This window comes from Bradyrhizobium sp. Ce-3 (assembly GCF_022835695.1).
Taxonomy (GTDB): domain Bacteria; phylum Pseudomonadota; class Alphaproteobacteria; order Rhizobiales; family Xanthobacteraceae; genus Bradyrhizobium.
In genome coordinates this window covers 264,426-279,277 of the sequence record NZ_BQUV01000003.1, presented here as the reverse complement: position 1 = coordinate 279,277, position 14,852 = coordinate 264,426, and the positions used below count along the sequence as shown (strand labels likewise).

The window sequence follows — 14,852 nt, the reverse complement described above, 5'->3', positions numbered from 1 at the left end:
GGATCATGTCCTAATTGCCCGGCACCGTGGTGGCAAAATTGGTCATGTCACCCTTCGGACGCTTGTCGGTGATCTGCTGGCCCTCGATCATGTAGAACACGGTCTCGGCGATATTGGTGGCGTGATCGCCGATCCGCTCGATGTTCTTGGCGCAGAACATCAGATGGATACAGAACGAGATGTTGCGCGGGTCTTCCATCATGTAGGTGAGCAGCTCGCGGAACAGCGAGGTGCAGATCGCATCGACCTCCTCGTCGCCCTTCCAGACGTTCATCGCCGCCGGCAGATCGTGCGCGGCATAGGCGTCGAGCACCGACTTGACCTGCGACAGCACGAGGTCGGTCATGTGCTCCAGGCCGCGGATCAGCTTCAGCGGCTGGAAATCGCTCTCAAGGGCTGCGACGCGCTTGCCCATGTTCTTGGCGAGGTCGCCGATCCGCTCCAGATCGGTTGCCACGCGCATCGCGCTGACGATCTCGCGCAGGTCGATCGCCATCGGCTGGCGGCGGGCGATCGTCAGCACCGCGCGTTCTTCGATGACGCGCTGCAGATTGTCGATCTCGATGTCGGCGGCGACCACGCGCTTGCCGAGCGCGACGTCGCGCCGGATCAGCGCATCGACCGACTCGGTGATCATCCGTTCGACGAGGCCGCCCATCTCGGCGACCAGGCGGGTCAACTCCTGCAGGTCGCTGTCGAATGCCTTGGCGGTATGTTCAGAAGCCATTGCTTATCTCCTCAGCCCGGTCAACCGAACCGGCCGGTGATGTAATCCTGGGTGCGTCGATCGCTCGGTGAGGTGAAGATCTTGTTGGTGTCGTCGAACTCGATCAGTTCGCCGAGATACATGAAGGCGGTCTTGTCGGAGACGCGGGCCGCCTGCTGCATGTTGTGGGTGACGATCGCGATCGTGTAGTCCTCGGAGAGCTCCTGGATCAGCTCTTCGACCTTGGCGGTCGAGATCGGATCGAGCGCCGAGCACGGCTCGTCGAACAGGATCACCTCGGGACGCACCGCGACGGTGCGCGCGATGCACAGGCGCTGCTGCTGGCCGCCGGAGAGCGACAGGCCGGAGGCGTTGAGCTTGTCCTTGACCTCGTTCCACAGCGCGCCGCCGCGCAGCGCCTTCTCGACCCGGTCGTCCATCTCGGACTTCGAGATCTTCTCATAGAGGCGGATGCCGAAAGCGATGTTCTCGTAGATCGTCATCGGGAACGGCGTCGGCTTCTGGAACACCATGCCGACCCGCGCGCGCAGCAGATTGAGGTCGAGCTTGGGGTCGAGGATGTTGGTCTGGTCCAGCATCAGCTGGCCGACCGCGCGCTGTCCCGGATAGAGGTCGTACATCCGGTTGAAGATACGCAGCAGGGTCGACTTGCCGCAGCCGGACGGGCCGATGAACGCCGTGACGCGGTTGGTGCCGAGCGTCAGGTTGATGTTCTTCAGCGCGTGGTGCTCGCCATAATAGAAGTTGAGGTTGCGCACCGTGACTTTCGGCGGCGCTTCCGGCAGCGGAACCTGGGGAGCGTGGCCCGCGACAGTCGTGGAGACGGAAAGCTCGGTCATTTTGCGGCCCTTTCGGCACCAAGGATACGCGCGCCGATGTTCAACGCGAGCACGGTGAATGTGATGAGCAGTGCACCGCTCCACGCCAGCTCTTTCCAGTAGGCGTAGGGGCTCTGCACGAAGTTGTTGATGGTCACCGGCAGGTTGGCCATCGTCTTGGTCAAATCCCAGCTGAAGAACTGGTTCGACAGCGCGGTGAACAGCAGCGGCGCGGTTTCACCGGCGACGCGGGCGGTCGCCAGCAGCACGCCGGTGATCAGGCCGCTACGCGCGGCACGATAGGCGATGCGCTTGATCACCAGCGAACGCGGCAGGCCGAGCGCCGAGGCCGCCTCGCGCAGCGGATTGGGCACCAGCAGCAGCATGTCCTCGGTGGTGCGCAGCACCACCGGGATCACGATCACCGCGAGCGCGAGCGCGCCGGCGATCGCCGAGAAGCCGCGCATCGGCACCACGACCGCGCCATAGATGAACAGGCCGATGATGATCGACGGCGCGCTGAGCAGGATGTCGTTGATGAAGCGGATCACCGAGGTGAGCTTGTCGTGCTTGCCGTACTCGGCGAGATAGGTGCCGGCGAACAGGCCGAGCGGCGCGCCGATGCCGACGCCGATCACGGTCATGATGATCGAGCCGACGATGGCGTTGAGCAGACCGCCTTCGGTCGAGCCCGGCGGCGGCGTGTTCTGGGTGAACAGCTGCACGCTGAGGCCGGCGAGGCCGTTATAGAGCAGCGTGAACAGGATCAACGCCAGCCAGGTGACGCCGAACAGCGCCGCGCCGACGCAAAGTGCGCGGATGACGATGTCGCTGCGGCGGCGGGATTTGTAGATCGGGTTCATGGCGTTACTTCCCCGCCTTCTTTTCAAGCCGCATCAGCATCAGCCGTGCGCCGGCGAGCACGAAGAAGGTCAGCACGAACAGCAGCAGGCCGAGCAGGATCAGGCCGGATTGGTGCAGGCCGTCGCTCTCGGCGAATTCGGAGGCGATCGCAGCCGAGATCGTGGTGCCCGGCGCGAAGATCGACGACGAGATGCGGAACGAGTTGCCGATGATGAAGGTTACCGCCATCGTCTCGCCAAGGGCGCGGCCGAGCGCCAACATGACGCCGCCGATCACGCCGACGCGGGTGTAGGGGATCACGACGCTGCGGACGACTTCCCAGGTGGTGCAGCCCATGCCGTAGGCGGCTTCCTTCAGCACCGGCGGCACGGTCTTGAACACGTCGACCGAGATCGCGGTGATGAAGGGCAGCACCATGATCGCAAGGATCAGCGCGGCGTTGAACAGGCTGAGATAGGACGGCGGGCCCGCGAATACGGCGCCGAGCACCGGAACGCCTTCGAATATCCGGATCATGAAGGGCTGGAACGTGTTGGCCAGGAACGGGCCCAGCACGAAGAAGCCCCACATGCCGTAGATGATCGATGGGATGCCGGCGAGCAGCTCGATGGCGATGCCGATCGGGCGGCGCAGCATTTGCGGGCAGAGCTCGGTGAGGAACACCGCGATGCCGATGCCGACCGGAATCGCGATCAGCATCGCGATAATCGAGGTGATCAGCGTGCCGTAGATCGGGCCGAGTGCGCCGAGCACCGGCGGATCGGCCGAGGGCGCCCAGCGCTGCGTCCAGAGGAAGGCGAAGCCGTATTCCTTCATCGCCGGCCAGGCGCCGACGATCAGCGACAGGATGATGCCGCCGAGGATCAGCAGAACCGAGATCGCCGAGATGCGGGTGATCCAGTAGAAGGTGAGATCACCGAGCTTGAAGGCGCTGAGGGCCTTGGCGCGATCGTAAGGTCCCGCGGCTTCCATTACATCGCCCTGAACAGCCATGTCTGCCACGCCAATCCCCTCATTACTATGTGAAAGCCACGCAAACCGCTACGCCCCGAAGCGATCTTCTCATTGACGCATTTGGCCGGCGTCATGTCCGGCTTGCGCCGCTCGGGACGCGAACCCCGGGCCCAATCCACGTTTCTTGCCGCGGTTGACGGGGCCCGGGTCTTGATCGCTCGACCTGCGCCGCGCTCACGCGGCACAGGCCTTGTTCGAAGCGTCGGACTTAGCTCTTGATGTCCGAGGACCAGGTCTTCTCGATCAGCTTGACGACCGAGTCCGGCATCGGGATGTAGTCGAGCTCTTCGGCCGCCTTGTCACCCTTCTCGAAGGCGTACTTGAAGAACTTGAGCGCTTCCTGCGAGGCCGCCTTGTCGGTCGAGTCCTTGTGCATCAGGATGAAGGTCGCCGCGGTGATCGGCCAGGAGGCATCGCCCGGCTGGTCGGTCAGGATCACGTAGTAACCGGGGGCCTTGGCCCAGTCGGCATTCGACGCGGCCGCCTGGAACGCGCCGATGGTCGGCTGCACGGTCTTGCCGGCCTTGTTGACCAGCGCGGTGTAGGTCAGCTTGTTCTGCTTGGCATAGGCGTATTCGACATACCCGATCGCGTTCTTGGTCTGGCTGATGTTGCCGGCAACGCCTTCGTTGCCCTTGGCGCCGACGCCGACCGGCCATTCGACCGCGGTGCCGGAACCGACCTTGGACTTCCAGTCGGCGTTCGACTTGGCCAGATAGTCGGTGAAGTTGAAGGTGGTGCCCGAACCGTCCGAACGGCGCACGACGGTGATCGCGTCGGCCGGCAGGGTCAGCTTCGGATTGAGCTTGGCGATCGCCGCGTCATTCCACTTGGTGATCTTGCCGAGATAGATGTCGCCGAGCACTTCGCCGGACAGCACGAGGTCGCCCGACTTGACGCCTTCGACGTTCACGACCGGAACGATCGCGCCCATCACCATCGGCCACTGGACAAGGCCGTCCTTCTCGAGCTGCTCGGCCTTGAGCGGCGCGTCGGTGGCGCCGAAGGTCACGGTCTTGGCCTGGATCTGCTTGATGCCGGCGCCGGAGCCGATCGACTGGTAGTTCAGACCGTTGCCGGTCTCCTTCTTGTAGGCGTCAGCCCACTTGGAATAGATCGGGAACGGAAACGTCGCGCCCGCGCCGGTAATATCGGCAGCGAAGGCCGACGTCGAAGCGGCGACCATGCCGGCAGCGACGATTGCTTTGATGAAATTCATGGGGTGGTCTCCATCTCGTGAGCGAAGCGCCGAATGCGCCCGATCGCGCTCACACCGGTCCATCTAGGAGCGGTCGGTGCCGCTTTTACGAAGGTTGGATGACAGTTGGATGACAGCCCTAAGCAGCTGAAAATGCTTAGCTTTGGGTTGGTAAGGGGGTCTTCGGGCGGGGAAAACACGCGGTAAAAGTCGCGCCATTTCTCGGCACGCTCTCGATCAAAAGACGCCCGCGATGACGGTTAAGAATATGTTTCACCAGCGATAATCCGAGGCCGGTTCCGCCCTGGTTACGGCTGTCGCCGACGTCCACCCGGTAGAAGCGCTCGGTCAGCCGTGGCAGGTGCTCCGGGGCGATGCCGGGGCCGAAATCCCGTACCAGGACACGGATTTCGGGGGTTCCCTCGCCCGAGGCGGCCGGTGCGCTCTGGTTGAGCGACACTATGACGCGGCCTCCCGAGGCGCCGTATTTGAGGGCGTTCTCGATCAGGTTCTCGAACAGCCGCAGCAGTTCCTCGCGGTCGCCGGCGATCATGACCGGGGCCTGCGGCAGGTCGACGTCGATCTCGACCTGGCGCTCGCTGGCCAGTGCCTCGAGCCCGTCGGCCACCTGGCGGATGATCGGCACGATGTCGATCGAGGCCTCGGGCCGCACATGGGCCGACAGCTCGACCCGCGACAGCGACAACAGATCGTCGATCAGCCGCGCCATGCGGGTCGCCTGGGTGTGCATGATGCCGAGGAAGCGCTCGCGCGCCCGCGCGTCGTCGCGCGCCGGCCCCTGCAGCGTATCGATGAAGCCGGACAAGGCGGCGAGCGGCGTGCGCAGCTCATGGCTGGCATTGGCGACGAAGTCGGCGCGCATCTCCTCGACCCGGCGCAGCGGGGTCAAATCGTGGAACGTCATCAGCATGCACTTCTCGGTGCCGCCGAACTGGGTCGGCACCGGCACCGGCGTGATCACCAGCTCCATCCAGCGATCGACCGGAACGTGGTCGGTGTAGGTGGCGCGGCGCGGCTCGGTGGTCGCGATCGCCTCGCGCAGCGCGGTGATGATCTCCGGTGAACGCAGGGCAAATTGCGCCAATTCGTTGCGGCGCAGCGCCGGCGCGAGCTCGGCCGCGGCGGCGTTGAGATGGATGACGCGGCCGGCGCGATCGAGCAGCACGGCCGGGTCCGGCATGCCGGCGACGACCGCGCTGACCGAGGCGGCCTCGACCGGATTGCCGCTGCGGACGTCCTCGCGCGAGGTGCCCGCATCATGCAGCCGCCACGGCACCAGCGCCGCGGCCGCGATGCAGACGAACACCGCGCAGGCGCGCACCAGCGACAATTCGCCGAGCGCGACCACCACGCTCAGGGCCAGCGCTGCGGCAAGCAGGATCAGCGCGGAATGGCGCAGCCGGTCGGGCCAGGGCGAGAATATGGAAGGCGGAGAATCGTCAATTGCCATCGCGGCGGCTTTCTTCCCGTCGGTTCATGTCTCGCCCAGGCGCGGTCACAACGACCTTCCTGCGGGAGGCATCGGGCCGCGTCATCAGACCCCGGAGTCACCGCGCTTGCGGACCAGAACCGCCTCATGATGCGGTTCGGCGCGGGGACCCGAATCAGCCTGCGGCAGCCGTTTGAGTCGGGCGCCGACGATAACCTCCCGAAACGTCAGCAAGATTACAGATATGACGAACGGCGCAATATAGTAGAGCAGCCGGAACAGCAGCATACCGCCGAGCAGGTCCTCGCGGTCCATCTGCCAGAGGCCGACAAGCATGGCGGCGTCGAACACCCCGAGCCCGCCGGGGGAGTGGCTGGCAAAGCCCAGCAGGGTCGCCGACACGAAGATGACCGCGACCACGACGAAACCGAGATTGGGCTCGTCCGGCACCAGCACGTACATCGCCAGCGCGCAGAAGCCGAGGTCGACGATGCCGATCGCGATCTGCAGCAGCGTCAGCGGGCCGCCCGGCAGGGTCACGGTCCAGGGGCCGCGGCCGACCACCCGCGGCTGGGTCCAGACCCAGACCACGTAGGCGACCAGCGCGATGATGATGCCGAACGCCAGGGTGCGGTTGAGCCATGGCGGCAGCTGGTCGATGTTGGCGGCGGCCTCCGGGTGATAGGCGATGCCGAGCCCGAGCACCGCGGCGTTGCCGAGCCAGAAGGTGAGGCCGGCGAGGAAGCAGATCTTGGCGACGTCGATCGCGTTCAATCCCCAGGCCGAATAGATCCGGTAGCGCACCGCGCCGCCGGTGAAGACGCTGGCGCCGACATTGTGGCCGATCGAATAGGAGGTGAACGCCGCGAGCGCATTGATGCGATAGGGCACGTGGGCGTGGCCGATCGCGCGCACCGCGAACAGGTCGTAGAAGGTCAGCGTGAAGTAGCCGGCTGCGACGAACAGCCCCGCCAGCGCGATCTGTCGCGGCTCGGTGCTCTTGATGGCCTCGAACACCTCGTTGGTGTCGATGCCGCGCAGCATATGATAGAGGACGTAGCAGGCGATGCCGATAACGGCGATGCTGATGACAACACCCAGCCGATGCAGGATTTGCTTCTGGCGCAGAAACGCCATCGCCCTGCCTATTGCTTCCAGCATCTAGACCTCGAATTGCGATCCCGCGACGACGGCTCCCGGGCGATCTCCGCCGGCGCTTCGCTGTTCCCTGCCCCGTGTAGCGCGTTTTAAGCCGGAGTGGAATTCGTCAAAGGACAATAAAACGCGCATCTTCAAGATATTAGGAATGATTCATGACAGCGGGTGCACAAATATGCGCGTTTCTCGCCATCTTCGACAAGGCTTGACATCGACGTGCGGCAGTTAGCCCGCCGAACGGCACATAAGGCCATCCGGAAAACTACGGGAGCGGGAGCGGCGCCGCGGCGCCCGCGCAACGAAAAGCGCCGCCGCAATGGGTCATGCGGCGGCGACGAGGCAAGCCTGTGCGGATTTTTATGCCCGCGCCGCAGTCACCGCGGTGACGATTTCGGCGGCTGCGGGGAAATGCCCCTTCACGCGCTTGGCGATCACTTTGCCGTCAAGCCTGACCTCGAAGATGCCGCCCTTGCCGGGCACCAGCTCTGCATCGAGGCCAAGGCGTTCGCGCAGCAGCGCGGCGGCTTCCCTGGCGCGCGTCTCGTAGCCGCAGGGACGGCAATAGGTAATCGAGAGGTCGGTCATGGCGTGCGCTCCCATCGCTCATGCGGCAAGATGTTGCGCGTTCGCGGCCTCGATGCCGGCGATCCAGCCAGCCACCGAACGGCCAATCGCCTCCGGATGGTCCTCTTGCAGATAATGCGCGCCGGCGCCGAGCTGAATGACCGTGCAGTGCTGCAACTTCGCTGCGAAATCGGCGGCGAAGCCCGGTGACACCAATGCCCCGGGCGAGCCCGCGAACAGCAGCTTCGGATAGGTCGATGCCGCGAGCGCCGCGTGCGCCGTGGTGAGCGCCCGATCGACATCGGCGGGCTCGCCCGCGATCGGCAGCTCGCGCGGCAGCATCAGGGTCGGCTTGCGGCTTTCGCGCGTCGTAAATGGCGCGCGGTAGGCTGCCATCTCCTCCTCGCTGAGCGTGCGCAGGATCGAGCCCGGCAGCACGCGTTCAACGAACGCGTTGTTGTCGAGGATCATCGCCTCGCCCACGCCCGGGGTACGGAATTTTTGGAACGTCTCCCGTGCGGCGTCGTGCTGGTGGAAGTCGGACCAGTCCCGCATCGGGCGAATGAACTCCATGAAGGCGAGCCCGCGCACCAGTTGCGGACGGCGCGCGGCGAGATGGAACGCCAGCGCGGTGCCCCAATCCTGCGCGACGAGATACGCCGAGCTGATGCCGAGCTCGTCGATCAACGCGTCGAGATAGTCGGCATGATCGAAGAAGCGGTAGGCGATGTCGGGCTTGCCGGACTGGCCGTAGCCGATCAGGTCGGGCGCGATGCAGTGCCCGACCGGCGCGACCAGCGGCATGATGTTGCGCCAGATATGGGACGAGGTCGGATTGCCGTGCAGGAACAGCACGTGCGGCGCGTCGCTGCGCCCGGTTTCGCGGTAGGCCATCGTGGAGCCGAGCACGGCGCGATGATGCAGGCTGATATCCGCAGAAGTGGTCATGGCAACTCCTTGAACACGGTTTGGAAGGCGATCGTCTTGAAACGCTCGAGCGCGGCGGCGCTGCGCTCGACCTTCATGCGCAGCATCGCGCCCTGCCAGGATGCGAGCAGGAAGTCGGCAAGCGCATCGGCATCGAAGTCGGACGCGATCTCGCGCTTGGCCTGGGCCTCGGTGATGCAGGCCGCGAACGGCGCGCGCCATTCCCGGAAGATGTCGTCGAGTTGCGCGCGCAGCATCTCGCTGGAGCCCGATGCCTCGAGGCTGAAATCGCCGATCAGGCAGCCGCGGGTGAAGCCGTCATGCGCGAGCTTGCCGGTGATCAGATCGAGATAGCGCCGGAGCCGCTCGCGCGGCGCCAGCGTCGTGTCGCCGAGCGCTTCCGCGACCAGGCCGCGGACATAGAGGAAGTAGCGGTCGAGCACTTCGGAGGCGAACAGCTCCTTGGAGCGGAAATGGTTGGTGAACGAGCCCTGCGGCGCGCCGGCGGCGGCGGTGACGTCGCGCACGCTGGTGCCGTGATAGCCGGTCCGGAACATTTCCTTCAGGCCGGCGTCGAGGATGGCATCGCGGAGAGAGGGTTTCGGCATGGGCGCCATCTAATACGTACGTACGTATTAGTGTCAAGCGATAAATTGACCGCGGTCCGCGCCGCGCGTGGCGGCGCCGCTCAGACCTGCTGGATCAAGGGTTTGGAGGTCAGCTCGCGGGCTTGCTGCGCGAAACCACCCAGTCGCGCAGCCAGGAGCCGATCGCGCAGCCGACGAGGTAGAGCGCGAACATGATCAGGAAGAGATCGAGCCAGTAGCCGAAACGGCCGGGCACGATCCGCGCGCACGACGCCGCCACCAGCGCGGCGGCAAGCACCCCCAGCCAGATCATCCAGACCCGTGAGACGGCCTGCGCCCGGTGCACCACCGCGATCCAGCCCATGCCGAAGCCGAGCAGCGCGGCGCCGAGCAGCCAACCCCAGAAGAATGTCGCGAGCACGATCATCGCTACTTCACCACGAATTCGATGCGGCGGTTCTGCGCCTTGCCGTCTTCACTCTCATTGCCGGCGAGCGGCTGGGTGCTGCCATAGCCGATCGGCGTGAAGCGGCTCGCGGGCAGACCGGCACGCACGAGGTAATCCACCACGGCCTGCGCGCGCCGCTCCGACAGCACCTGGTTGGCGGCCTCCTCGCCGTCACTGTCGGTATGGCCGACGACCTCGATCGTGGCATTGGGGCAGCGCATCGCGGTCTCGATCAGGCGGTCGAGCAGGCCGGCGGAATCCGGCACGATGTCGGCCTTCCCTGACTCGAAGCGGATCTTGCCCTTGGAGAGGATCTCGGAAAACAGCTGCTGGCACACGGTGGGATCGACCGGCGCGGCGGCGGGCTTCACCGTGACCTCGGCCTTGTACTGCCAGCCCTGCGGAAAGTCCTTGCCGAGCCCGTCGCGGATCTGGCCGGCGGCGGCATCATAGAGCGCATCGCCCGACAGCTTCACCTCGCGGTCCGACACCACGAGCGTTCCGGTCGACAACCGCGACAGCGCGCCGAGCGCCGGCACCACCGCCGCCGCGAACCCCGACGGCGCGCCGATGCTGGCCTTGAGATTGTCGACCACCTTCTCGCTGAAGAACTTGCGGCCGGCGGCGGCGACCAGCGCGGCATGCACGTTGTTGTCGGGCACGTAGCCGGTCAGCGTCAGTGTCACCGCGACCGGATCCTTGTAAGCCTGGAACACGTAAGGCGGCGCCTTGATGTCGTTGGCGGCGATCGCATAGCCGTCCGGCAGGTTCTTCAGCGCCGCCGCGACCGCTTCGCGTCCACCGAGCTCGCGCGCCATGCCGGCGAGATTGACCTTGTTGTCGGTCAGCGTGATCTTGCCTTCCTTCAGCTTGCCGATCTGGTCGAGCAGCAGCAGCGCCGCCGCGTCGAACCGCGACGGCGCACCGCGGGCGAGCGCCATCTGGTCCACCACCTCGACACCACCGAGACTGGCCTTGGCGGCCTCGGTCAGCTTGCTCTTGCTCGACGGCAGCGGCGCGTTGCCGCCAAGCGTGACGCGCACCACGTCGCGTTCGGCGGACCAGACGAACGGCTTGGCTTCCGGAACAAGGCGGGTCTCGTCGTTGACCAGCCGCACGCCCGGCACGGCCTCGACCGACGCCACCGCGCTGAGACGGCCGTCTTCGGAGAAGGCGTTGGCCGCAAACGTCACGTCGCGGCCGTCGACGCTGATGCGGCGCTTGTCGAGCACGGTATCCTTCAGTGCGGCATTAGAACGCGCGGCCAGATCCGCTTCGACCGTTGCCGTCGAGGTCCAGGCCGCGATACCCCACAGGACGACCAGTGGAATCACCCCCGGCCACCACTTGCTACTCCACTTGAAAAGTCCGTGCATTCAGCGTCCTGCGGGTCGGGAACCAGAGAGAAAACAAACCCTTGGCTGACTGTCAAACCCCAAATCAAGCACCATGGCGGGGGCGCCATGTCGGACCGGGATAACAGTTTCTTCAGTGGTCTTTCGCTAAGTTTGCGGCGGAATGCAAATCGGCCGACCCGTGCCCTCATGAAACAACTCCGCAACACCGTGATCCGTGCCGGGATGGAGGCGTTGTATTTTTCGGGCGCGCATATCCTGCTGCGGCCGATCTTTGCCGGGGTCGGCGCCATCTTCATGCTGCATCACGTCCGCCCGCCGCGCGACGACGCGTTCCAGCCCAACCATCATCTCGAGGTCACGCCGGACTTCCTGCGCGCGATGCTGACGCATCTGCGCGCGCTCGACGTCGACGTCGTCAGCATGGACGAGGCGCATCGCCGTCTCACCGAACGGAATTTCACGCGGCGCTTCGCCTGCTTCACCTGCGACGACGGCTATCGCGACAACCGCGATTTCGCGCTGCCCGTGATGCGCGAGTTCGGCGCACCATTCACCGTCTTTGTCGCGAGCGATTTCGCCGAGGGGTCCGGCAAATTGTGGTGGATCGCGCTGGAGCGGGCCATCGCGAGCGCATCGGCGATCGAGGTTCCGATCGACGGCAACATGACGCGGATCGACACCGCGACGCCGCAAGCCAAGCGGGCCGCGTTCGGCCGCATGCACGACTGGCTGCGTTCGCTTCCGGGTGAGACGGAGATGCAGGCCGAGATCTCGGCACTGTGCGCCCGCCACGGCGTCGACGAGAGCGGCATCGCGCGCGAGCTCTGCATGTCCTGGGACGAGTTGCGTGGCTTCGCCGACGATCCGCTGGTCACGATCGGCGCGCACACCATCACCCATTGCAATCTCGCCAAACAGAGCGAGACCATCGCCTCGTTCGAACTTGCCACCAGCCGGGCGCGGATCGAGGACGCGCTGCAGCGGCCGGTCGCGCACCTCGCCTATCCCTATGGCGACCGGATCGCCGCCGGACAGCGCGAATTCGCGCTCGCCAGGTCGATCGGGTTCAAGACCGCGGTGACGACGCGGCCGGGCATGCTGTTTCCCGAAAGCGCCGACCACATGACCGCGTTGCAGCGGGTCTCGCTGAACGGCAATTACCAGGACGCGCGGCTCTTGCCGGTCTTGACCTCAGGCGCCGCCACCGCGGTGTGGAACGGCTTCCGCCGCATCGACGCGGCATAATCCGCGTAGGATATCCCGCCTCGGATATTCAGTCTTCTCCTTCCCCCTGAAAGGGGGAAGGTCCGGATGGGGGTCAGCCATAACGACGGTGTCCGTGGAGAGAGCAGATCCCCACCCGCCTTGCTCTGCGAGCAAGGCGACCTCCCCTTTTCAAGGGGAGGTGCGGACGTAGACTCGTTGGGCTTCATCCGGGCTACATATTCTAAATCACCAACAACAGCCCCGACACCAGCAACAGGCCGAGGATCACCCGCCTGAAATTGGCTTCGTCGATGTTGCGAAAGGCAAAGATGCCGAGCCACGAACCGGCGAGCAGTGCCGGAGCACCCAGCACGACGTCGTAGGCGACTTTCATGGAGAGGTCGTGATGCAGCAGCATCATCACGAGCGCGGAAATCTGCATCGCGGCGATGAAGGGTTGCACGAGGCCGCGCTGCTGCTGTTTCGGCACACCATGGATATCGCACCAGATGGTCGGCAGCGCGCCAGGCATCGCAGTCAGGCCGCCGATCAGGCCGCCGCCAAATCCGACAAGCGCGTTGCGCCCCTCCGGCAACCGGCCGTAGCCGATCGCAGGCCTGAACAGCATGTAGCCGGCATAGAGCGCGACCATGATTCCGAAGCCTTCACGAAAGGTCCGGCTGTCGGTGTTGTGCAACAGCCAAAGCGCGAGCGGCACGCCGAGCAGCCCACCGACAATCAGCGACAGGCTCTGCTTCCACTGAATGTTGTGCCGAAGCGCCCACAGATTGGCTGCCTGCACGCCGACGCTGCAGGCCATCATCAGCGGCACCGCCTCGGTCGGCGGCATCGCATGCAGCAGGATGGCGCCGGCGATCGCCGAAAACGCAAAGCCGGCGAGACCGGACACGAAGGCGCCGCAAAACACCGCGGCGCTGAGCACGGCAAATGACGTGACGTCGGCCACGAGTGGACCTCCGTTGATGACAACGATGATGGATGGATCGGGAGGGCGCTAGTCGGTGTGAACCGCCCTCACCTCTTGCGGCGCGGCCGCATCGGCCGTGGCTGCCGGCATCAGCAACGTCGCAGTGAGGATGTGCAGCACGAGAAATCCGATTGCGATGGCAACAAGCAGCGTGATCTCGCTGACCTCCGGAAGCCGGATGACAGATTTGCGCGTCGACGACCGATCAGTGATGGACATTGCCGCCGCCCTCCAGATTGGCAAGGCGCCGATCGGCGCGATCGATCAAATGCTGATGCTGCTTCAGAATGCGTCGCGCCTGAATCCGCCGCGAGGTATGCATTGCGCCGAGGATGGCGGCGAACAGCCCCTTTCGCCTTCGTCCGAATTGAATGTGGGTGATAGGCATCACACCGATCACCGGCAATGAAATGTGCTTCATTACTGGAACTCCTTGATTTGGAATTCCACCCCACGCGCATGATGCGCTGAGTCGGCCGATCAATTTGTGCACTGCATCACATCTCAAGAAAGCTTGATCCAGGAAGGCTCGATCAGCGAGATCGCGCGACCTTCGCGGGCAAACCGATCAGACCATCGCCGGAGATCGAGCAAACTGCGCGTTCGCCGGCCATCTCGGTTCCTTGACTAGCTCCGCCAACACGGCCAGAACGCTCGGCATAGCTAAGGAGGCAACATGTTCAAGGATCTGTTCTCACTGAAGGGCCGCGTCGCACTGGTGACCGGAGGCTCGCGCGGCATCGGCAAGATGATCGCGGCCGGCTTCCTCGCGCAGGGTGCCGCCAGGGTCTACATCACCGCGCGCAAGGCCGGTCCCTGCGAGGCCACCGCCCAGGAGCTCACCGCCGCCTATGACGGCGAATGCATCGCGCTGCCGATCGACATCTCGACCGTCGAGGGCTGCGACAAGCTCGCCGGCGAGATCATCAAGCGCGAGCCGAAGCTCGACATCCTGGTCAACAATGCCGGCGCAGCCTGGGGCGCGGACTTCGACGAATTCCCGGAGAGCGGCTGGGACAAGGTGATGGACCTCAACGTCAAGGCGATCTTCTTCCTGACCAAGGCACTGGCCAAGCCGCTGCGCGCCGCGGCCTCCCATGACAAGCCCGGCAAGGTGATCAACATCGCCTCGATCGACGGCATCTTCGTCAACCCGATGGAGACCTATTCCTATGCCGCGAGCAAGGCTGCGGTGATCCATTTGACGCGCCGGATGGCGACGCGCCTGATCAAGGACAACATCAACGTCACCGCGATTGCGCCGGGCGCCTTCAAGTCCGACATGAACCGCGCCGCGCGCGACCACGCCGACGAGGTCGCCAAGCGCGTACCCTCGCGGCGAGTCGGCAGCGACGAGGACATGGCGGGCACCGCGATCTATCTCGCCTCGCGCGCCGGCGACTACGTCGTGGGCAACACCATCGCAGTCGATGGCGGCGTGGTCTACGCGACGGCGGGGCTGGAGATCGCGGGGTAGCACGCTATCGCCACGATCGACCATCGGCGCCATTCTACCGCTGTCATGCCCCGGCTAGACCGGGGCAT

At 65.1% G+C, this 14,852-nt stretch carries 17 protein-coding genes; 3 read left to right on the top strand and 14 right to left on the bottom strand.

The window, feature by feature from the left end; translation table 11 throughout:
* Positions 1–10: 10 nt before the first annotated feature.
* The 12 genes from phoU to BRSPCE3_RS12295 form a co-directional block, all read right to left on the bottom strand.
* Positions 11–727: a phosphate signaling complex protein PhoU gene (gene phoU / locus BRSPCE3_RS12350; protein WP_024578984.1), complete on the bottom strand. Its 717-nt coding sequence runs from the start codon at positions 725–727 to the stop codon at positions 11–13.
* A gap of 20 nt (positions 728–747) precedes the next feature.
* Complete coding sequence (pstB, locus tag BRSPCE3_RS12345) at positions 748–1,566, bottom strand: phosphate ABC transporter ATP-binding protein PstB (protein WP_244066083.1); 819 nt, start codon at positions 1,564–1,566, stop codon at positions 748–750.
* Positions 1,563–2,408: a phosphate ABC transporter permease PstA gene (pstA, locus tag BRSPCE3_RS12340; RefSeq protein WP_244066082.1), complete on the bottom strand. Its 846-nt coding sequence runs from the start codon at positions 2,406–2,408 to the stop codon at positions 1,563–1,565. Before pstA ends, pstB begins: the two co-directional genes overlap by 4 nt.
* 4 nt (positions 2,409–2,412) lie before the next feature.
* On the bottom strand, positions 2,413–3,402 hold the full coding sequence (gene pstC, locus BRSPCE3_RS12335; protein ID WP_244066081.1) for a phosphate ABC transporter permease subunit PstC: 990 nt from the start codon (positions 3,400–3,402) through the stop codon (positions 2,413–2,415).
* Between the two features lie 229 nt (positions 3,403–3,631).
* On the bottom strand, positions 3,632–4,642 hold the full coding sequence (pstS, locus tag BRSPCE3_RS12330; protein ID WP_244066080.1) for a phosphate ABC transporter substrate-binding protein PstS: 1,011 nt from the start codon (positions 4,640–4,642) through the stop codon (positions 3,632–3,634).
* A 136-nt stretch (positions 4,643–4,778) separates the two neighbouring features.
* Entirely contained in the window at positions 4,779–6,092 is a 1,314-nt protein-coding gene (locus BRSPCE3_RS12325; protein WP_244066079.1) for a cell wall metabolism sensor histidine kinase WalK, read from the bottom strand.
* An 84-nt stretch (positions 6,093–6,176) separates the two neighbouring features.
* Positions 6,177–7,232: a lysylphosphatidylglycerol synthase domain-containing protein gene (locus BRSPCE3_RS12320; protein ID WP_244066078.1), complete on the bottom strand. Its 1,056-nt coding sequence runs from the start codon at positions 7,230–7,232 to the stop codon at positions 6,177–6,179.
* A 354-nt stretch (positions 7,233–7,586) separates the two neighbouring features.
* The gene (locus tag BRSPCE3_RS12315; RefSeq protein WP_244066077.1) at positions 7,587–7,814 is read right to left on the bottom strand and encodes a SelT/SelW/SelH family protein; all 228 of its coding nucleotides are present in this window, start codon (positions 7,812–7,814) and stop codon (positions 7,587–7,589) included.
* Positions 7,815–7,832: 18 nt separating this feature from the next.
* On the bottom strand, positions 7,833–8,741 hold the full coding sequence (locus BRSPCE3_RS12310; protein WP_244066076.1) for a haloalkane dehalogenase: 909 nt from the start codon (positions 8,739–8,741) through the stop codon (positions 7,833–7,835).
* Positions 8,738–9,328, bottom strand: coding sequence for a TetR/AcrR family transcriptional regulator (locus BRSPCE3_RS12305; RefSeq protein WP_244066075.1), 591 nt, complete (start codon positions 9,326–9,328; stop codon positions 8,738–8,740). The genes BRSPCE3_RS12310 and BRSPCE3_RS12305 overlap by 4 nt, the downstream gene beginning before the upstream one ends.
* 109 nt (positions 9,329–9,437) lie before the next feature.
* Positions 9,438–9,734 carry a hypothetical protein gene (locus tag BRSPCE3_RS12300; protein ID WP_244066074.1) on the bottom strand — a complete coding sequence of 99 codons (297 nt, stop codon included), beginning with the start codon at positions 9,732–9,734 and terminating at the stop codon, positions 9,438–9,440.
* Between the two features lie 2 nt (positions 9,735–9,736).
* Positions 9,737–11,131, bottom strand: a complete 1,395-nt coding sequence (locus BRSPCE3_RS12295; protein WP_244066073.1) for an OmpA family protein — start codon at positions 11,129–11,131, stop codon at positions 9,737–9,739.
* Between the two features lie 168 nt (positions 11,132–11,299).
* Here BRSPCE3_RS12295 and BRSPCE3_RS12290 point away from each other — a divergent pair, with 168 nt between their 5' ends.
* Positions 11,300–12,358, top strand: coding sequence for a polysaccharide deacetylase family protein (locus tag BRSPCE3_RS12290; RefSeq protein WP_244066072.1), 1,059 nt, complete (start codon positions 11,300–11,302; stop codon positions 12,356–12,358).
* Between the two features lie 202 nt (positions 12,359–12,560).
* On the opposite strand, the gene BRSPCE3_RS12285 is transcribed toward BRSPCE3_RS12290, so the two are convergent.
* Both BRSPCE3_RS12285 and BRSPCE3_RS12280 read right to left on the bottom strand, forming a co-directional pair.
* Positions 12,561–13,286 (bottom strand): sulfite exporter TauE/SafE family protein, encoded by a 726-nt coding sequence (locus BRSPCE3_RS12285; protein WP_244066071.1) that lies wholly within the window; start codon positions 13,284–13,286, stop codon positions 12,561–12,563.
* Positions 13,287–13,334: 48 nt separating this feature from the next.
* Positions 13,335–13,526, bottom strand: coding sequence for a hypothetical protein (locus tag BRSPCE3_RS12280; protein WP_244066070.1), 192 nt, complete (start codon positions 13,524–13,526; stop codon positions 13,335–13,337).
* On the opposite strand from BRSPCE3_RS12280, the gene BRSPCE3_RS12275 reads away from it, so the two are divergent.
* On the top strand, positions 13,519–13,716 hold the full coding sequence (locus BRSPCE3_RS12275; protein ID WP_244066069.1) for a hypothetical protein: 198 nt from the start codon (positions 13,519–13,521) through the stop codon (positions 13,714–13,716). The two genes, BRSPCE3_RS12280 and BRSPCE3_RS12275, sit on opposite strands and share 8 nt — an antisense overlap.
* 267 nt (positions 13,717–13,983) lie before the next feature.
* A complete protein-coding gene (locus BRSPCE3_RS12270; protein ID WP_244066068.1) occupies positions 13,984–14,784 on the top strand; it encodes an SDR family NAD(P)-dependent oxidoreductase in 801 nt (266 codons plus the stop codon).
* Positions 14,785–14,852 lie beyond the last annotated feature (68 nt).